Annotated in this window: 18 protein-coding genes; 13 read left to right on the top strand and 5 right to left on the bottom strand. The window is 44.1% G+C overall.

Annotation, left to right across the window (positions count from 1 at the left end; translation table 11 throughout):
* Positions 1-20: 20 nt before the first annotated feature.
* The 5 genes from rbsK to DWZ67_RS13835 are packed head-to-tail and all read right to left on the bottom strand — an operon-like array spanning position 21 to position 6,061.
* Positions 21-935 (bottom strand): ribokinase, encoded by a 915-nt coding sequence (rbsK, locus tag DWZ67_RS13855; RefSeq protein WP_005835391.1) that lies wholly within the window; start codon positions 933-935, stop codon positions 21-23.
* An 11-nt stretch (positions 936-946) separates the two neighbouring features.
* Complete coding sequence (locus DWZ67_RS13850) at positions 947-2,119, bottom strand: AGE family epimerase/isomerase (protein WP_016272595.1); 1,173 nt, start codon at positions 2,117-2,119, stop codon at positions 947-949.
* Positions 2,120-2,151: 32 nt separating this feature from the next.
* A complete protein-coding gene (locus tag DWZ67_RS13845; protein ID WP_005835387.1) occupies positions 2,152-3,552 on the bottom strand; it encodes a sugar porter family MFS transporter in 1,401 nt (466 codons plus the stop codon).
* A gap of 6 nt (positions 3,553-3,558) precedes the next feature.
* A complete protein-coding gene (locus DWZ67_RS13840) occupies positions 3,559-4,980 on the bottom strand; it encodes a calcineurin-like phosphoesterase C-terminal domain-containing protein (RefSeq protein ID WP_005835384.1) in 1,422 nt (473 codons plus the stop codon).
* A 1-nt stretch (position 4,981) separates the two neighbouring features.
* Positions 4,982-6,061, bottom strand: a complete 1,080-nt coding sequence (locus tag DWZ67_RS13835) for a DUF4434 domain-containing protein (protein WP_005835383.1) — start codon at positions 6,059-6,061, stop codon at positions 4,982-4,984.
* Positions 6,062-6,386: 325 nt separating this feature from the next.
* On the opposite strand from DWZ67_RS13835, the gene DWZ67_RS13830 reads away from it, so the two are divergent.
* From DWZ67_RS13830 to DWZ67_RS13770, 13 genes are all read left to right on the top strand, one after another.
* On the top strand, positions 6,387-7,589 hold the full coding sequence (locus DWZ67_RS13830) for an ROK family transcriptional regulator (protein ID WP_005835379.1): 1,203 nt from the start codon (positions 6,387-6,389) through the stop codon (positions 7,587-7,589).
* A 1,248-nt stretch (positions 7,590-8,837) separates the two neighbouring features.
* Entirely contained in the window at positions 8,838-9,374 is a 537-nt protein-coding gene (hpt, locus tag DWZ67_RS13825; protein WP_005835372.1) for a hypoxanthine phosphoribosyltransferase, read from the top strand.
* Positions 9,375-9,416: 42 nt separating this feature from the next.
* Complete coding sequence (locus DWZ67_RS13820; RefSeq protein ID WP_120139098.1) at positions 9,417-9,989, top strand: adenylate kinase; 573 nt, start codon at positions 9,417-9,419, stop codon at positions 9,987-9,989.
* 14 nt (positions 9,990-10,003) lie between these two features.
* Positions 10,004-11,185 carry a GTPase ObgE gene (gene obgE / locus DWZ67_RS13815; RefSeq protein WP_005823673.1) on the top strand — a complete coding sequence of 394 codons (1,182 nt, stop codon included), beginning with the start codon at positions 10,004-10,006 and terminating at the stop codon, positions 11,183-11,185.
* On the top strand, positions 11,182-12,009 hold the full coding sequence (gene pgeF, locus DWZ67_RS13810) for a peptidoglycan editing factor PgeF (protein ID WP_009037100.1): 828 nt from the start codon (positions 11,182-11,184) through the stop codon (positions 12,007-12,009). Before obgE ends, pgeF begins: the two co-directional genes overlap by 4 nt.
* Positions 12,009-12,674 (top strand): B3/4 domain-containing protein, encoded by a 666-nt coding sequence (locus tag DWZ67_RS13805; protein ID WP_117749139.1) that lies wholly within the window; start codon positions 12,009-12,011, stop codon positions 12,672-12,674. The genes pgeF and DWZ67_RS13805 overlap by 1 nt, the downstream gene beginning before the upstream one ends.
* Positions 12,675-13,406, top strand: a complete 732-nt coding sequence (locus tag DWZ67_RS13800) for a M23 family metallopeptidase (protein WP_044468574.1) — start codon at positions 12,675-12,677, stop codon at positions 13,404-13,406. It begins immediately after the preceding gene.
* Positions 13,403-14,404 carry a PhoH family protein gene (locus DWZ67_RS13795; protein WP_005823681.1) on the top strand — a complete coding sequence of 334 codons (1,002 nt, stop codon included), beginning with the start codon at positions 13,403-13,405 and terminating at the stop codon, positions 14,402-14,404. Before DWZ67_RS13800 ends, DWZ67_RS13795 begins: the two co-directional genes overlap by 4 nt.
* A gap of 26 nt (positions 14,405-14,430) precedes the next feature.
* Complete coding sequence (locus tag DWZ67_RS13790; RefSeq protein ID WP_022401720.1) at positions 14,431-15,372, top strand: phosphoribosylaminoimidazolesuccinocarboxamide synthase; 942 nt, start codon at positions 14,431-14,433, stop codon at positions 15,370-15,372.
* A gap of 89 nt (positions 15,373-15,461) precedes the next feature.
* Entirely contained in the window at positions 15,462-16,199 is a 738-nt protein-coding gene (gene ubiE / locus DWZ67_RS13785) for a bifunctional demethylmenaquinone methyltransferase/2-methoxy-6-polyprenyl-1,4-benzoquinol methylase UbiE (RefSeq protein WP_022401721.1), read from the top strand.
* A gap of 31 nt (positions 16,200-16,230) precedes the next feature.
* The gene (locus tag DWZ67_RS13780; protein ID WP_022401722.1) at positions 16,231-16,785 is read left to right on the top strand and encodes a hypothetical protein; all 555 of its coding nucleotides are present in this window, start codon (positions 16,231-16,233) and stop codon (positions 16,783-16,785) included.
* Between the two features lie 48 nt (positions 16,786-16,833).
* Positions 16,834-17,580 carry a shikimate dehydrogenase family protein gene (locus DWZ67_RS13775; RefSeq protein ID WP_022401723.1) on the top strand — a complete coding sequence of 249 codons (747 nt, stop codon included), beginning with the start codon at positions 16,834-16,836 and terminating at the stop codon, positions 17,578-17,580.
* Positions 17,580-18,575 carry an alpha/beta hydrolase gene (locus tag DWZ67_RS13770; protein WP_016272586.1) on the top strand — a complete coding sequence of 332 codons (996 nt, stop codon included), beginning with the start codon at positions 17,580-17,582 and terminating at the stop codon, positions 18,573-18,575. Before DWZ67_RS13775 ends, DWZ67_RS13770 begins: the two co-directional genes overlap by 1 nt.
* The last annotated feature ends 34 nt before the right edge of the window (positions 18,576-18,609 follow it).

The following is an 18,609-nucleotide window of genomic DNA, read 5'->3' as shown; positions in this document are numbered from 1 at the left end:
AATATTCTTCTTTTAACAGATTAAACTAAATTATTCATATCCAACTCTTTCCGATAAGGAATAGATGATTGAGCCCCCATTCTTGTAACAGAAATAGAAGAAGCTTTAGATGCAAACAATACTGCTTGTTCCAAGCTCATCCCTTCGGAAACACCCACGCAAACAGCTCCATTGAAAGTATCTCCTGCGGCCGTAGTATCAACCGGAACCACTTTGTAGGCATCTACATAATAAGTTTTTTCTCCTTCTCTTACAAAGCTTCCTTCGCTACCCAAAGTTATTATTATATTTTTCACACCTTTCCGATACAAGACACCAGCCGCCATAGCCACGTCTTCTTTGCTGTTTATCTTAACTCCGGTCAGCATTTCAGCCTCTATCCGATTGGGAGTTATCATATATAAATATTGGAACAAAGATTCCGGCAAAGAACAGGCAGGAGCAGGATTCAATACAACTTTCACTCCCTTTTCATAAGCCTTCCGTGCAGCATATTCTACAGTTGAAAGAGGAATTTCCAGTTGCATCAATAATATATCTCCAACCAACATCTCTTTTTCCATACTGTCAATATCCTCTTGTCCAAGTAACATATTAGCCCCCGAAGCCACAACAATACAATTTTCAGCATATTGGTCCACGCTTATCAACGCAACTCCGGATGGAGTTTCATTATCTAAAGCAATATAGCTTGTTTCTATGCCTTCATTTTGAAAAACACGCAAGGTCTGCTGTCCCAAAACATCATTGCCCACTCTCGCCACAAATAACAAGTCACCCCCCAATCGCTTCACTGCAACTGCCTGATTTGCTCCTTTACCACCCTGATTCATAAGAAACTTACCACCAAGGATTGTCTCTCCCGGTGCTGGTAAATGGGAGGTATGCACTACCATATCCGTATTTGAACTGCCTACTACTATGATTTTGCTCATACAGATTCTATTTATGAATTTGCTATTTCCTCCAAAACAGTCCAACACTGATACAATCCTCTGGGAACATGGAAACATCCTTTCCATTTTCCACCTTTCAGCGGAAGCAAAACTTCACCTCTTCTATTCAGGTATCCAAACCATTCAGGATGTTCTGTATCTTTAAAATGAGTCCATGTATAATCATGCACTTTATTAAACCACTCCAAACATTGCTGGTCGCCAGTCAAATGATACCCTTTCAATAGAGAAATCAGAGTCTCGATATGTACCCACCAAAGCTTCTGATCCCACTCCAATTGTTGAGGAGGACAACCTTTACGATCCATAAAATAATAAATACCTCCGAACTCTTTATCCCAGCCGTAATCGAGCATAGTCAAAGTGGTATTTTTCGCCTTTTCTATCAAGTCCAAACGCCCCAAACGTTTCCCTAAGTCCATGATAAACCACATGGCTTCAATTGCATGTCCGGGAGTAATTTGTCTTCCCTCGAACGAATCGGAAAGCTGTCCGTCCATTTGTATGTTTTCAACAATAATACCTCCTAATTCCAGACGATAAAATTCTTCCATAACCTCATGGATACAGACTTCCATGGTCTTTTCCAGATAATCCTCATCCAGCAAATGTTCTATCTCCAAAGCCAAATTGCATAAAATCATTGGCAATGCAAAGTTCTTCAAATCACGTGTACCTGCATGCAACTTATTCCAATGCCCTTTGGGATTATCAACCTTCGACAAGATTATATCAAACGTTTTCTTGGCAATTTCTGCATACTCTTCATTCCCTGTGGCTAAGCTTAACTGCCCAAATGCCATCGTAGCAAACGTATATGAAAAAATATTATAAGGCTCAACTAATGGATTTCCTTGTCTGTCCAATGAGAAATACCAGTTATAGTTACCATCGTGACCATACTTTTTCAAGAATTCTCCTCCTTGAATGGCACAATCTAACCACTCTTGACGCTTCTCTACCTTATTATAAAGCATCGAAAACATCCATACCTCACGTCCCTGCAACCAAATAAATTTATCCGTATCAAATACATTGCCTTGACGATCCAAGCATGTAAAATATCCACCATATTCATGATCTTGAGAACATTCAAGCCAAAAAGGAAGAATATGATTCATCAGTTCATCCTTATACTGTGTTGCTAATTTTTTAAAGTCCATATTTTTTTTATATTTTAGTTCATAAGGTCAATTTATTTCATACGTGTCCAATACCGTTCTATCTCTTCCAAAGATTTGCCAGTCGTTTCCGGTACAAGTTTCCATACAATGAGCATATAAGGCACACACATTGCAGCAAACAAGAAGAATGTTCCGGCGGGGGTAAGATTCTGGAGCATCCAAGGAGTCAACTGCCCAATTAAATATGTTCCAATCCAAAGAGAAAATCCTGCTATAGACATAGCCAAACCACGTACTTTGGTAGGATACATTTCTGAAAGAAGCACAAATACCACTGCACAAATAGATACAGCACAACAAAACACATAAGACAAGAAGCAAACCAACAAGAAAAGACTTGACAACCCCAAACTCTCTTCCCACAAAAAGTAAATACCGATAAGCAACAAAGAAAGAACCATCCCTGAAACGCCATAATATACCAACTTCTTACGTCCCACTCTATCAATAATAGCAAGTGCCAAGACAGTAGTCAACGTATTAACCAAGCCAACCAACACTTGATAAAACAAAGAATCACCACCGGAAAGCCCAGCTTTCTCAAAAATAGAAGGACCATAATACAATACGGCATTCACACCCATGAACTGTCCCAATATGGCAATGGCAACACCGATTATCACAGCTTTCAGAATGCCAGGCTGCAACAATAATGCCCACTCGGATTTAGTTTCTGATACAACAGATTTGGTTTCGTTCATCTGGTTCATAGCCTCCTCAGCCGAGTTGTAAATTCGTTGCAAAACATTAAGACCACGTTCTTCTCTACCTTTCAAAATCAACCAACGAGGGCTTTCGGGAATAAAAAAGATAATGGTAAAAAACAAAAGAGCTGGTAGTGTTTCCATCCCCAACATGCCACGCCATACTTCAGCTACAAAGATTTTTTCAAATAAACCTATACCAGAAACGACATGACTTTCTGAATATCCAAGCAACTGGAAATTTACCAAATAAGCGCCCAAAAATCCTACTGTAACGGCCAATTGGTACAAAGAGACTAAACGTCCTCTGTATTGGGCCACAGAAACTTCTGAGATATACAAAGGAGATATAATAGAAACAACACCAATACCCACACCACCAATAATACGATATACAACCAACTCATCGAAATTAGCACAAATGGCACAGCCTATGGCCGAAGTGGAAAACAACACAGCAGAAAGAACCATCGTCAGTTTACGACCGAACTTATCGCTCAACACGCCAGCAAAAAGTACACCCACAATAGAGCCTATCAGCGCACAACCCACATACCATCCCTGCTGCAAGGTATCCAAATGAAAAAGTACAGTCACTTGGGCAATGGTACCAGAAATCACAGCAGTATCATAGCCAAAGAGAAAACCTCCTAAGGCTGCAACAAAGGACAGAAATACTAAATATCCGATATTTACATTTTTCTTCATCATTGTTTATAGTTTAACTTTATATACATTACCAAAACGGTCTGTCACACACACCTCCATTGAAGCACTACCATTTTTAGGTAAAGCACGAAACATGTGTTCTGTTTTTATCGGAGAAATCCAATCATACTCTACGCGCTTTTTATCCGAGCAAATGGCTTTTGCTTCCGGATCAAAGCCCGTGAAATGCTCCATTTCACCCATACATTTCCCATTCTCATACCACTCTACCTTCCAGTTTTCATCCCAATTCCATACATTCGCAAGAATATACTCAGGGTAATCCTCTGAAACTCCTACCGGATAAGCCCTGAATTGATGTTCAATGGGATACCCCGCACTCTTATAACGCCAAGTCAGCTTGTTTCCATCAACTTCATATACACCATAACCAGCGGGAGTGCCATCGGTGCAAATATCAGCCTTCCAAAAAGTACCGCATACAGCTGCTGTGTTATGTTCCATCAAGCTATCATTGAATACAACATTACCGTTGTTATGGGTATGACCAGTCAGCAAATGTGCCTCGTACCCTTTCAAGAGGTCATACAAGCTTGAAGCATTACTGGTCTCATCAGGAAGTAGCGCATTAAATTCCAGCTCCTTAGTAGAACTGGAAGGGATATGCATGGAAACAAACACCAAATGGTCCTTCGGCACAAAGGCCAAATCCTTCTCAATCCATTGCAAAGTACGCTCATCAATATAACCGATGTAGCGGTAATGCCTATTGATATAGTAACAGTTATCAAGCACGATATAATGAGCCTTTCCACGGTTAAAGGAATAATAAATAGGGCCGAAATTCTCTTCATAGGATTTATACGAATGCTCGTAAGAACGTACTCCATATTCCATATCATGATTTCCAATCACTCGATACATAGGGACATCCAACACGTCCGATGCTTTTTTATATGAGGAAAAAAGCGACAAGGCATTACCTACAATATCACCACAATCCAGCATAAATAAATCATATTTCGAACATTTGTCGACAAATTCCTTCACATCCCTCAGATATTCTGAATAAGCAGTAACATCTTCGTCTTTTCCAAGCTGAACATCGGCCTGAACCAAGAAAAGATGCTTGTCATCATTCTTAGAATTTTTGACTAAAGAAAAATCATATACAGAAGTCCCTTTAGTAATGCGTTGATAAAACAAAGGGAGGCTACCATCCCGTTGGGGCAAATAACCTGCTGGAGTAGTAACATATACAAAACGGGCATCACGATGATAAGGAATAGTATATTTGCCGGCAACATCGGTCGAAACACAATCGAAACCATTTGTAACCACTACATTCGCAACTCCACGTCCCTGACATTTAACCTGTCCCGTTATAACAGGTAGAGTTTGTGCCGCCAAATTTAAGCTGACGACAAAAACAAAAAATACCAATAACTGTCTTATTATGTTTTTCATGTCATCTTATATTAAAATATTCTTTATACCTATTATATAAATGCCCTGCCTGCAAATACGCCGATTGCGGACTCATAAAATGAGAAAATTCAAAAGTGATAGCTTTGTCATAACCTGCCCGTTTGGCAGCTTCCAATTTCATACGCAACTTATCAAACTTAATAGGCAAGAAATCAATGGGCATATCACGGTCAAAAGTTTCGGCATTTGTCCAGCACTGCATACCATATTTATCAGCCAATTTCTTATTTACAGCAAAAAAAGCATCCAGTTCATCATAATCAATATGTCCATCTTGGAAGGCACAAGCGTCAACCACATCATGAACGCCATCGAAAATTTCATTCCATTCCCTTTCATGTTCCTGAACAGAGACAGCATCTTCTTTTGTTAGCTTGCCTGTTCCCATAACAGCCTTTTTCCCATCAATCCATGGAGAAATAAAAGTCGGTAAACCTCCGGATACATCTTTGCATTGTTTACCCATTGTACGAAAGGCATCAATAGCGCCTTTCGTCTTACGGCTTATTTCACCACTAATATACCAGCCACCAAAACTCTTATATTTTTCACCGTATTTATCCCACACTTCATCAATCACATACTTATTATCCTCAATCTCCCACGACAAATCACCGGTATCCCAATACTTACCAGAGTCATATAAACCAAAATAAAACTTCATGTGATATTTTTCTGCCAGTCGAAGAAACATATCCAACAAATCAACAGAAGGCATATAACAACCCTTGCTTAACAAGTGCTTCGAAGGGTAAGTAATGAATTTACGATAACCGGAACGAATCATAATAACCGTATCAATCCCAACATCCCGCATATACCGGAAATCCCGATCCCATTCTATTTCTCCCCAATTCTGATGGGGAATATCATGAGATATCTCATCTAAAAATGTACCGGTAATTTTAAGTGCATCACCCATGGGAACCAGCATGGAAGAGGTAGTCTCCCGAGAAAAAGAACAATTCCCATCACTCTCTTGCCCCAACAATGAAGGGGGCATGAATGCAGATGCACCAAACAAAGCGGTCTTTTTTAAAAAATCCCTGCGTGTTTTCATCATTAATAAAATTAAGATCAACCATTATATATTAAAAGCCCTATTGAATGCATATTTTAGAAAAAAATCCAATTATGTTTTTCATCGTTATGGACATTAACCATTATTATTCATTTATCACGTCACAAATATAGATATATTTATTATCTTTGCAATACTTAATAAAGTATTTAATTAATATATACCATATATTTAACATATATTAACCGGTTATTACTAAATAAATTGCAAAACAATAGACAGAATACAATAATATTAACCCATATACTTTAGTATACCAATATATAAAATAAAAATAAGGCGAATAATTTAAAAATATACACTAATGAAGCAGGATTTATTAAAAGAAATGGAAACCGGGAGCAAGAATGCACTCTTAAAAAAAAGGATCATCACACATTATATATATAATGGAAGCTCCACTATTACTGATTTGGCCAAGGAACTTGACCTAAGTGTGCCCACAATTACCAAATTTATCAATGAAATGTGTGAGGACAACTATATAAATGACTATGGAAAACTGGAGACTAGTAGCGGCCGTCACCCAAGCCTATACGGGCTCAACCCAGAATCAGGATACTTCATTGGGGTGGACATTAAAAAATTTGCCATAAACATAGGACTAATCAATTTCAAGGGAGATATGGTGGAAATCAGGATGAACATACCGTACAAGTTCGAAAATACACAAGAGGCTTTGGAAGAACTATGTGCACTCATTCGAGGCTTCATAAAGGAAACAGAAATCAATGACAAGAAGATAATGAACATCTGCATCAACATCTCTGGAAGAGTAAATCCGGAATCAGGATACAGTTTCAGTATGTTCAACTTTTCAGAGCGTCCTTTGGCAGATGTGCTGAATGAAAAAATAGGGTACCCAGTCTGTATAGACAACGACACAAGGGCCATGACCTATGGAGAACATATGCAAGGATGCGTCAAAGGGGAAAAAGACATCATCTTTGTCAATATAAGCTGGGGACTTGGAATTGGCATCATCATAGACGGGAAGGTATACACGGGAAAATCCGGATTTTCCGGAGAATTCGGGCACGTCAATGTATTCGACAATGAAATACTGTGCCATTGCGGCAAAAAAGGATGCCTGGAAACGGAAGCCTCAGGTTCGGCACTGCACCGCATCCTATTGGAAAGAATCGGTAAAGGAGAAAGTTCCATACTGTCAAAACGAACTATAGAAAATCCACCCACATTGGACGAAATCATCACTGCAGTCAATAAAGAGGATTTGCTATGTATTGAGATAGTGGAAGAAATAGGCCAAAAGTTGGGAAGGCAAATAGCAGGACTGATCAGCATATTCAATCCGGAACTGGTAATAATCGGAGGCACATTATCATCGACGGGAGACTATATAGTACAGCCAATCAAAACGGCAATAAGGAAATACTCATTGAATCTGGTCAACAAAGACGCCACGGTGACTGTTTCCAAGTTAAAAGACAAGGCTGGTGTAGTTGGAGCCTGCATGCTGGCACGGAGCAGAATGTTCGAAATTTAAGACGACCGTTGCCATCATAATGGAAATGACAAGACTTACACCAAAAACACAATTATTATATATAAAAAAGCGAATCTGTAATTGGTTACTGATAAAAAGACAGAATAAATTAGTATCATGATAACCGATTTCCAGTATTGCCCTACATTGAATTCAAGAATGCAAATAATTAAACTATCAATTAAAGAGAAGATGGAATCTATAGGGTATACTCGGAGATATTACGAGCATAACGAAGATTAGGAAAGTTACACTTCTAGAGTAGGAACAGAAAAGCAGAAAGAAGAATCGGCTAATCCCGAATTCTCCAACATAAAAAATAAAAAGTCGAAAGAAAGCTGTCTCAAATAAAATGTACTCCAAAGGTTAGATAAAAAACTTTTGGAGTACATTTTTCAACATATTTCTCTTTGTTTTCTTACTCCTAAGCATTGTTTTTTTCTGTCATTAGTGCATCAACCATACATAACCAATCAGAAATAGCAGTATCGACACAAGATTCTGACAAAACCTAGTCAAGAAAGAAGTAACGACAGATGCTATCTTCAAGAGGTCTTCCGCTACCATTATCTGGCATAGCATCTTATCAATCAATGAAAATCTGTAATATTTTCACCATAAACACTGTTCCTTCGAAGGATATTGCAGATACATAATTTTCGGATCCGACATCTACAGAAGACCTATAGACAAGTTTACATGCAATGAGAGCTTGTACCGGAAGAAAAATCATAAGAAGCTGAAGAAATCGAAATTCTATAACCATAATCGGTGGGAGCACCGTCTTGGCTTAATAAAATTACAAGAAAGTCCAGCGTCGGGAACTATGGCATTACAAATATTCGAGCTGAATATCGTCTTACTCCGGAGTTACAATATCTCCAGAAACTGAGAAATAAGAGTTTCCTAAAGTTATTGACATAGCTGTCTGGTTCTGTCAGCCGACAACCGACACACACCACTTATTTTTTACATTTCACTATTCTAGACTGTTCTCTACTCCAGTGGAAAGTTTTATCTGTCTATTCCTGACGCGTACTACAAAAAAGTTCTGTCAGTTTCTCGGATTTGAATTTTCCAAGGTTGAAATTGCATCCGATTCCGTTGATGAAAACCATGCATTCATAAACTGGTTTTTAGTAACGGATCCAACTAATTCATAGCCCTTTGAGAATATACTAGAACAAAACTTTTCACTTTCAAACAAATATCGTATTTTTGCCCCAACTTTCTAAAAACATCCCATCTATGGATACCATACAAATAAAAGACAAGATGTTCACAGTCTCCATCAAGGAGCAGGACATACTGAAAGAAGTAACCCGTGTAGCGAACGAAATCAACCGCGACCTGGCAGGAAAGAATCCTCTATTCCTCAGCGTACTGAACGGTTCGTTCATGTTTACCTCCGATTTGCTGAAACGAATCACGATTCCCTGCGAAATTTCGTTTGTCAAATTGGCATCTTATCAAGGAGTATCCTCTACCGGGGTAATCAAGGAAGTAATAGGCATCAATGAAGACCTCACAGACCGTACAGTGGTCATTGTAGAGGATATCGTAGATACGGGACTCACCATGCAACGCTTACTGGACACCCTCGGCACTCGCGGTCCCAGGGAGATTCATATTGCCTCTCTACTGGTGAAACCCGATAAGCTGAAAGTTGATTTGAACATAGAATATGTGGCCATGAATATTCCGAACGATTTCATCGTGGGCTACGGGTTGGATTATGACGGCTTCGGGCGCAACTATCCCGACATTTATACTGTAGTAGACTGATACAGACATAATATAGTAAATCATTAAATAATAACTAAGCAAATGTTGAACATTGTAATTTTTGGTGCTCCCGGTTCAGGTAAGGGAACACAAAGTAAAAAGATTGTAGAAAAGTATGGCATCAACCACATCTCTACCGGAGACGTGCTCCGTGCTGAAATGAAAAACGGTACAGAACTGGGCAAGACTGCTAAAGGTTATATCGACCAGGGCCAGTTGATTCCCGATGAGTTGATGATTGATATTCTGGCAAGCGTATTCGACAGCTTCAAGGATAGCAAAGGCGTGATTTTCGACGGCTTCCCCAGAACAATCGCCCAGGCTGAAGCATTAAAGAAGATGCTCGCCGAACGCGGACAGGAAGTCAGCGTAATGCTCGACCTCGACGTGCCCGAAGAAGAACTGATGAAACGCCTTATCAAGCGCGGACAAGAATCAGGACGTGCAGACGACAATGAAGAGACAATCAAGAAGCGTCTGGTGGTTTACCACTCACAGACAGCTCCGCTGATTGACTGGTACAAGCAGGACGGCAAATACCAACACATCCAGGGCTTCGGCGTATTGGAAGAAATCTTTGCCGATGTTTGCAAGGCTATTGACGCAGTGAAATAACAATAAAACAGAATATGGCTGAATCGAATTTTGTTGACTACGTAAAAATATATTGCCGCTCCGGAAAGGGCGGACGAGGTTCTACGCATATGCGGCGTGAGAAATACATACCCAACGGAGGCCCCGACGGAGGTGACGGAGGACGAGGAGGCCATGTCATCCTGCGGGGTAACCGCAACTACTGGACGCTACTCCATCTGAAGTACGATCGCCACATCCTGGCAGGTCACGGAGAATCCGGTTCCAAGAACCGCAGTTTCGGGAAAGACGGAGCGGACAAGGTGATTGAAGTTCCCTGCGGCACGGTGGTGTACAACGCCGAAACGGGTGAATATATCTGCGACGTCACCGAGCACGAACAAGAAGTCATCCTGCTGAAAGGCGGACGCGGAGGTCTGGGCAACTGGCACTTCAAAACCGCCACACGCCAGGCTCCCCGCTTTGCACAACCGGGCGAACCGATGCAGGAGTTGACGGTAATCATGGAACTGAAGCTGCTGGCAGACGTCGGTCTGGTAGGTTTCCCCAATGCAGGAAAATCTACTTTACTGGCATCCGTTTCTGCGGCGAAGCCCAAAATCGCCAATTATCCGTTTACAACGCTGGAACCCAATCTGGGCATCGTGTCCTATCGCGACAGCAAATCGTTTGTGATGGCAGACATTCCCGGCATCATCGAAGGAGCCAGTGCCGGCAAAGGCTTAGGATTGCGTTTCCTGCGCCACATCGAGCGCAACTCATTGTTGCTGTTCATGGTGCCTGCCGACAGTGACGACATCCGTAAGGAATACGAAATCCTGTTGAACGAGCTTCGCACTTTCAACCCCGAAATGCTGGACAAACAGAGAGTGCTTGCCGTCACCAAATGCGACATGCTCGACCAGGAACTGATGGACGAGATAGAGCCGACACTGCCCGAAGGGATTCCGCATATATTCATCTCTGCTGTCTCCGGCATGGGCATCTCTACGCTGAAAGACATCCTTTGGGAAGAGCTGAACAAGGAAAGTAATAAGATAGAAGGCAAAGTGGACAGCATTGCCCATCGCGCCAAAGACCTCAGCCACCTGCAGGAAGAATTGAAAGAAGAGGGTGAGGACGAGGACCTCAGCTATGAATACGTCAACGACGACGAGGACATAGAGGACCTCGAGGACTTTGAATACGAAGAAGATTGGGAGGAAGATAAAAAATGATTCCTCTTACAGAAGATAGGAAAATGTTGGGATATGAGCTGCTTGCCTCATATCCCGGCATTTCTTGTTTTGTAACCACCCGCCACGGTGGATGCAGCCAAGGTAACTATGCCTCCCTCAACTGTACACCTTACACGGGAGACGAAGCCGAAGCTGTACGCCGCAACCAGGAAATAGTATGTTCTTCCCTGCCCCAACGCCCCCAAGAACTGGTCATCCCGTTTCAGACCCACGGGACAAAGGCACTTGTCATTGACGGAACTTATCTGCATGCAACAGCAGAAGAACGCCACTCCATGTTGCAGGGCATTGATGCACTGATAACCCGTGAACCGGGCTGCTGCATCTGCATCTCTACGGCAGACTGCATTCCCATCCTGCTCTACGACCGGAAGAATGCCGTGATAGCCGCTGTTCATGCCGGATGGCGCGGCACTGTGAATTACATCCTCGGCCACACACTCGACAAGATGCGTGCCCGCTATGGCACAGAGGGCAAAGAAGTGATAGCCTGCATCGGCCCCGGCATCTCCCTTTCCGCCTTCGAGGTAGGCGACGAAGTCTATGAAGCATTCCGCAAGAACGGTTTCCAGATGGATTACATCTCCGAATGGAAACCCGCCACCCACAAATACCATATCGACCTATGGGCTGCCAACCGACTGCAACTACTGGACTTCGGAGTACCTTCCGCACAAGTGGAGACAGCCAATATATGTACTTTTACCCAATATGAAGAGTTTTTCTCGGCACGCCGGATGGGTATCAAATCCGGAAGGATATTGTCGGGAATCATGTTAACCCATTCAAACGGATTGCATTAATGTATCATATCACACTTTCTAAAGAAATCAAGCAGAATTGCCCCGAATTCCGCGGTGCAGCCGTATTTGCCGAAGTGACAAATACCCCATATTGCGAAGGGTTGTGGCAGGAAATCGCAACTTTCACCCAAGAGCTAAGAGCCCGTGAAACCACGGACAGCATCAAGTACCAACCCGTCATTGCCGCCACCCGCGAAGCCTACAAACGTTGCGGCAAGGACCCCAGCCGCTACCGTCCCTCGGCCGAAGCACTGAGACGGCGACTGCTGCGCGGATTGGAACTCTATCAGATAGATACGTTGGTAGACCTTATCAACCTTGTCTCCCTACGTACGGGCCACTCTATCGGCGGATTTGATGCCGACGAGATACAAGGAAGCGACCTTGAGCTGGGCATAGGACGTGCCGAGGAATCGTTCGAGGGTATAGGCCGCGGCATGCTGAACATAGAAGGGCTGCCCGTCTACCGCGACCGTATAGGCGGTATCGGTACCCCGACCAGCGACCACGAACGCACCAAGATGAAACTTGAAACCCGCCATATCCTTGCCATTGTCAACGGCTACAACGGGCAGGAAGGTCTGAAAGAAGCAGCCGAAATGATATTGGAACTGTTGGAGAAATATGCTTCCTCTACCGGTGGGAGTATACAATATTTTGAATAAATGAAAATCCGTATTCTTGTCCCTCTCCTGCTCATAGCCCTTGGTGCCACGGCACAAGGGAAGAAAACGGTCTTTTCCGCCATGGAAACCAACCATATTCGCGTTGCCACTCCGGGACTGTTTTCGCAAAGAGAACTGATAGAGCTACCTTTGGAGGACATTCCGGACACGGAATACTCCTTTCCCCTGCCTGGAGGAAAAGTCATCTCCCCTTACGGACGGGGGCGGGGACGCCACAGCGGCATAGACATCAAGACCTGCGCCAAAGACACCATACGGAGTGCCTTCAACGGCGTAGTACGGATGTCCAAGCCTTATAGCGCCTACGGCAATGTCGTCGTCGTACGCCATGACTTCGGACTGGAAACGATATACAGCCACAACTTCAAAAACCTTGTACATTGTGGCGACACAGTCAAAGCCGGACAGCCCATCGCACTGACCGGACGCACCGGACGCGCCTCTACTGAGCATCTGCACTTCGAGACACGCGTCAACGGGCAGCACTTCGACCCCAATATCATCTTCAACATGAAGGAACAGACGCTGAACCGACAACGTATCGGATGCTCAAAAAAAGGAAACGGCATCGTCGTGCAACAATTACCGACAATCTACCCGAAGCCACTGCAAAAAAAATACCCAATGGAACTGTTTAAGTATCCAAACGTTTCACTACATTTGCAGAACGTTTCACTAAAAGAACGAATTGAACTTAAAACATATCAATGATAGAAAAACTGATTGTTCTTGAAGATATTGACCCGGTAATATTTTATGGCGTAAACAACGCCAACATGCAGCTGATAAAAGCCTTGTATCCCAAGCTCCGCATTGTTGCCCGCGGCAATGTCATCAAAGTATTGGGTGATGAGGAGGAAATGTGTGCATTTGAGGAAAACATCACCAAACTGGAGAAATACTGTGCCGAATACAATTCTTTGAAAGAAGAGGTCATTATAGACATCATCAAAGGCAATGCCCCGCAAGCGGAAAAGTCGGGCAATGTCATTGTATTCAGCGTAACCGGAAAGCCGATTATCCCGCGCAGCGAGAACCAGCTGAAGCTGGTAGAGGCATTTGCCAAGAATGACATGCTGTTTGCCATCGGTCCTGCCGGTTCAGGAAAAACCTATACCGCCATCGCGCTTGCCGTGCGGGCACTAAAGAATAAGGAGATAAAGAAAATCATCCTCAGCCGCCCCGCCGTAGAAGCCGGAGAAAAGCTCGGTTTCCTGCCCGGCGACATGAAGGACAAGATAGACCCGTATCTGCAACCACTCTATGACGCCCTGCAGGACATGATACCTGCCGCCAAGCTGAAAGAGTATATGGAGCTGAACATCATCCAGATTGCCCCTCTCGCCTTTATGCGCGGACGTACACTGAACGATGCCGTTGTCATTCTGGATGAAGCGCAGAACACGACCACCCAGCAAATCAAGATGTTCCTCACCCGCATGGGCATGAACACCAAGATGATTGTCACGGGGGACATGACGCAGATTGACTTGCCTTCTTCCCAGACTTCCGGTCTGGTGCAGGCACTGAAGATTCTGAAAGGCGTAAAAGGCATCAGTTTTGTGGAGCTGAACAAGAAAGACATCGTACGCCACAAGTTGGTAACTCAGATTGTGGAGGCCTACGAGAAGTTCGACAAGGAAGCGAAAGCGGAGCGTGAACGACGCAAAGCCGAACAAGCTGATAGCAAGATTGAACAGAAACAGTAAATTCTCAAATCGTAAATATTACAAAGATGAAAGCATTAACAGCAACTGAATTTAACTTTCCCGGACAGAAAAGCGTGTACCACGGAAAAGTTCGTGATGTGTACAACATCAATGGTGAAAAGTTGGTCATGGTAGCTACCGACCGCATCTCAGCCTTCGACGTAGTATTGCCGAAAGGTATTCCCTTCAAAGGACAAATGCTGAACCAGATTGCAGCAAAATTCCTGGATGCCACAACCGACATCTGTCCCAACTGGAAAATGGCTACGCCCGACCCGATGGTGACGGTAGGTGTGATGTGCGAGGGATTCCCCGTAGAAATGATTGTACGCGGTTATCTCTGCGGCAGCGCATGGCGTGCCTACAAGAGCGGCGTACGTGAAATCTGCGGCGTGAAACTGCCCGAAGGGATGAAGGAAAACCAGAAATTCCCCGAACCCATCATCACCCCGACCACAAAGGCCGAGATTGGCGAACACGATGCCGACATCTCCAAAGAAGAAATCCTGGCACAAGGTCTGGCTACACCCGAAGAATATGCCGTATTGGAGCAATATACCATGGCCCTCTTCAAACGCGGCACCGAGATTGCAGCTGAACGCGGATTGATTCTGGTAGATACCAAATACGAATTCGGCAAGCACGACGGCAAGATTTACCTGATGGACGAAATCCATACGCCCGACTCCAGCCGCTACTTCTACTCCGAAGGCTACGAAGAACGTTTTGCCAACGGCGAACCGCAAAAGCAACTCTCCAAGGAGTTTGTACGCGAATGGCTGATGGACAACGGCTTCCAAGGTAAAGAAGGACAGCAAGTACCGGAAATGACAGACGAAATCGTTACTTCAATCAGTGAACGTTACATCGAACTGTACGAACACATCACCGGCGAGAAGTTTGTAAAGGAAGATACCAGCAACATTGCCGAACGCATTGAAAAGAATGTAACTAATTACTTAATGTGATAATATGCCAATGTGCTAATGACCTTGCGGCATAATAGCGCAGCCAATTAGCACATTGGCATATCAGCACATTAGCACATTAAAAAATCATGGATTACCCCCAAGAACACATCAAGCCCTACGGCAATGACGGCAAGAAGAGCGAACAAGTGGAAGAAATGTTCGACAACATCGCTCCTGCCTACGACAAGCTGAATCACACTCTATCCATGGGTATTGACCGCAGCTGGCGTAGGAAAGCAATCAAGTACCTACGTCCTTTCCGCCCCCGGCGCATTATGGACGTAGCTACCGGCACCGGCGATTTCGCCATCCTTGCATGCCGCGAACTGCAACCCGATAGCCTGATTGGCACCGACATCTCGGAAGGCATGATGAACGTGGGACGTGAAAAAGTAAAGCAGGCGCACCTCTCGGACAAGATTTCATTTGCCCGGGAGGACTGCACCTCCCTCTCGTTTGCCGACGAAAGCTTCGACGCCGTGACCGTAGCGTTCGGCATCCGCAACTTCGAAGGGCTGGACAAAGGACTGTCTGAGATGTGCCGCGTACTAAAGACCGGCGGACATCTCGTCATACTGGAACTCTCTACACCGGACCGCTTCCCGATGAAACAACTGTTCACCATCTACTCCAAAGTCGTTATCCCCCTGCTCGGTAAATGTATTTCGAAAGACAACAGCGCCTATACCTATCTACCGGAAAGTATTCGCGCCTTCCCGCAAGGAGAAGTGATGCAGGGAGTTATCCGCAAGGCAGGCTTCAGCGAAGTGCACTTCAAGCGGCTGACTTTCGGGATATGTACACTTTATGTGGCAACTAAATAAAAAGAAGAAACTTATATAAGAAAGAGACCTTATGAAAGCTACACACACCCTCTATTTATTATTTATTTCCCTCCTTTGCGTTGCCGGTTTCACAGCTTGCGATGATTCGGGAAGTGATGATATGATATGGGATTTTGCTCCTATCGAACTGCATATCGCAGTACAAGATGTTCAAGGTAATGATTTGTTGAATCCTAAAACTCCCGGCAACATTGCCAAGCAAGGAATCAAGGCAATCTATAATGGAAAAATTTATGAAAAGGACGTTCCTATAAACCAAACCAAAGCTTACCTTGCACACTTCAACGGTCTGCAAACAATGAAATTTGAAACTGGCAAATACTTTCTCACTTTTGGAGAATTCAATGGCGACGATACATTCGATAACGAAAAAGTGATAATAGACTGGAACGATGGTACTCAAGACGTCATCACCTTCTCTAGCAAACTGACCTGGAAATCAAAAAATAAACCCGTATTCGACAGAAAGTTCTGTTTGAACGGAAAAGACAACGGATTGCAATTCGGAGGTTTTGTTATCATCAAAGAACCGGTAATCACCTCCTCAACTACTTCCGACCAATAATGTACTCCATAAACAAACGAATATAGTTCAATCAATAACTAAAATATTATGCAGAAATACGGTTTAATAGGTTACCCGTTGAAACATTCCTTTTCTATCGGATATTTCAATGAGAAATTCAAGGCAGAAAATATTGATGCAGAATATGTAAACTTCGAAATTCCACGTATCGAGGATTTCATGGAAGTTATCGAGGAAAATCCCAACCTCTGTGGACTGAATGTGACTATCCCTTACAAGGAGCAAGTCATCCCCTACCTGGACGAACTGGACAAAGACACGGCCAAGATAGGCGCCGTCAATGTCATTAAGATTATCCGCCTTCCCAAAGGCAAAGTGAAACTGGTTGGCTACAACTCCGACATCATAGGATTTACACAATCCATAGAACCACTTTTGCAACCACATCACAAAAAAGCCTTGATTCTGGGCACCGGCGGCGCATCGAAAGCCGTATATCGCGGGCTGGAGAACCTGGGTATAAAAAGTACCTTCGTATCACGCGCCAAGAAAGAGGATAAATACCTCACTTATGAGGAACTGACACCGGAAATCATGCAAGAGTACACAGTGATTGTCAACTGTACCCCAGTAGGCATGTATCCCAAAGTGGACTTCTGCCCCAACATTCCTTACGAGCTACTGACTCCCAACCATTTGCTCTACGATTTGTTATATAATCCAAACGAAACCCTCTTCATGAAGAAAGGCCAGGCACAAGGAGCCGTCACCAAGAACGGACTGGAGATGTTGCTGCTGCAGGCCTTTGCTGCATGGGAAATTTGGAATAAATAATGAAGAAAGCCATAAAATATTCGATTCTCGGTCTGGCTGCCCTCTGCACCGTACTGTTGTGCGGAGGGTACTATATGCTGGGCTATTCCCTGAAACCGGACGACCTCGTTTCACGCAGCCGCAACATAGCCGCATCCTACGATTTCATGTACGAGCGCTATCCCGAACTGCACCCCTGGGTGGATAGCCTGATGACCGCAGGAGCACTGAAGGACTTCTACATCGAGAACGACCGCGGAGAGACGCTGCATGCACTCTACGTTGCCGCCGCCCACCCCACCCTCAAAACAGCAGTCATCGTACACGGATATACGGATAATGCCGTGCGCATGCTGATGATAGGCTATCTGTACAGCAAGGAGATGGGGTTCAACATCCTGCTGCCCGACCTTTACGGACACGGGATGAGCGAAGGGAACCATGTACAGATGGGCTGGAAAGACCGGCTCGACGTGTTGCAATGGACCGAGACCGCCGATGAGCTTTTCGGACGCAACCATGCGGACAGCATAGCGTCCCGCAGTACAAAGATGGTAGTACACGGCATCTCCATGGGAGCCGCCACCACCATGATGGTATCCGGCGAAGTGGAACACGGACAATACCAACAGCCATTCATCAAGTGTTTTGTGGAAGACTGCGGTTACACAAGCGTATGGGATGAGTTTCGCGGGGAGTTGAAAGAACAGTTCGGACTGCCCGCTTTCCCCCTACTGCATACTGCAAGCTGGCTTTGCCGGCAGGAGTACGGGTGGGACTTCCGCGAAGCTTCTGCCCTGGAGCAAGTAAAGAAATGTACTTTGCCGATGCTCTTCATCCACGGTGATGCCGACACCTTTGTACCGACGTGGATGGTTTATCCCCTCTATGAAGCCAAGCCCGAACCCAAAGAATTATGGATTGTACCCGGTGCCACACATGCCATGTCTTACAAGGATTATCCGCAGGAATACACCGAGCATGTAAAGAAATTCGTAGGGAAATACATACATTGACGTGATTTTTCCTATCTTCGCCGCAACAAATATT

Source organism: Bacteroides sp. AF34-31BH, from assembly GCF_003602795.1.
Taxonomy (GTDB): Bacteria; Bacteroidota; Bacteroidia; order Bacteroidales; family Bacteroidaceae; genus Bacteroides; species Bacteroides uniformis.
Note: the sequence above shows the minus strand (reverse complement) of the source record. Positions and strands in the feature narration are given on the sequence as shown.

Excerpts from the sequence above, each read along its gene's own strand:
- DWZ67_RS13770 (WP_016272586.1), top strand. The coding sequence starts at position 17,580 with ATGAAGAAAGCCATAAAATATTCGATTCTCGGTCTGGCTGCCCTCTGC.
- DWZ67_RS13830 (WP_005835379.1), top strand. The coding sequence starts at position 6,387 with ATGAAGCAGGATTTATTAAAAGAAATGGAAACCGGGAGCAAGAATGCA.
- pgeF (WP_009037100.1), top strand. The coding sequence starts at position 11,182 with ATGATTCCTCTTACAGAAGATAGGAAAATGTTGGGATATGAGCTGCTT.
- DWZ67_RS13800 (WP_044468574.1), top strand. The coding sequence starts at position 12,675 with ATGAAAATCCGTATTCTTGTCCCTCTCCTGCTCATAGCCCTTGGTGCC.
- hpt (WP_005835372.1), top strand. The coding sequence starts at position 8,838 with ATGGATACCATACAAATAAAAGACAAGATGTTCACAGTCTCCATCAAG.
- DWZ67_RS13780 (WP_022401722.1), top strand. The coding sequence starts at position 16,231 with ATGAAAGCTACACACACCCTCTATTTATTATTTATTTCCCTCCTTTGC.
- DWZ67_RS13805 (WP_117749139.1), top strand. The coding sequence starts at position 12,009 with ATGTATCATATCACACTTTCTAAAGAAATCAAGCAGAATTGCCCCGAA.
- DWZ67_RS13820 (WP_120139098.1), top strand. The coding sequence starts at position 9,417 with ATGTTGAACATTGTAATTTTTGGTGCTCCCGGTTCAGGTAAGGGAACA.
- DWZ67_RS13840 (WP_005835384.1), bottom strand. The coding sequence starts at position 4,980 with ATGAAAAACATAATAAGACAGTTATTGGTATTTTTTGTTTTTGTCGTC.
- ubiE (WP_022401721.1), top strand. The coding sequence starts at position 15,462 with ATGGATTACCCCCAAGAACACATCAAGCCCTACGGCAATGACGGCAAG.
- DWZ67_RS13835 (WP_005835383.1), bottom strand. The coding sequence starts at position 6,061 with ATGAAAACACGCAGGGATTTTTTAAAAAAGACCGCTTTGTTTGGTGCA.
- DWZ67_RS13850 (WP_016272595.1), bottom strand. The coding sequence starts at position 2,119 with ATGGACTTTAAAAAATTAGCAACACAGTATAAGGATGAACTGATGAAT.
- obgE (WP_005823673.1), top strand. The coding sequence starts at position 10,004 with ATGGCTGAATCGAATTTTGTTGACTACGTAAAAATATATTGCCGCTCC.
- DWZ67_RS13845 (WP_005835387.1), bottom strand. The coding sequence starts at position 3,552 with ATGAAGAAAAATGTAAATATCGGATATTTAGTATTTCTGTCCTTTGTT.
- DWZ67_RS13775 (WP_022401723.1), top strand. The coding sequence starts at position 16,834 with ATGCAGAAATACGGTTTAATAGGTTACCCGTTGAAACATTCCTTTTCT.
- rbsK (WP_005835391.1), bottom strand. The coding sequence starts at position 935 with ATGAGCAAAATCATAGTAGTAGGCAGTTCAAATACGGATATGGTAGTG.
- DWZ67_RS13790 (WP_022401720.1), top strand. The coding sequence starts at position 14,431 with ATGAAAGCATTAACAGCAACTGAATTTAACTTTCCCGGACAGAAAAGC.
- DWZ67_RS13795 (WP_005823681.1), top strand. The coding sequence starts at position 13,403 with ATGATAGAAAAACTGATTGTTCTTGAAGATATTGACCCGGTAATATTT.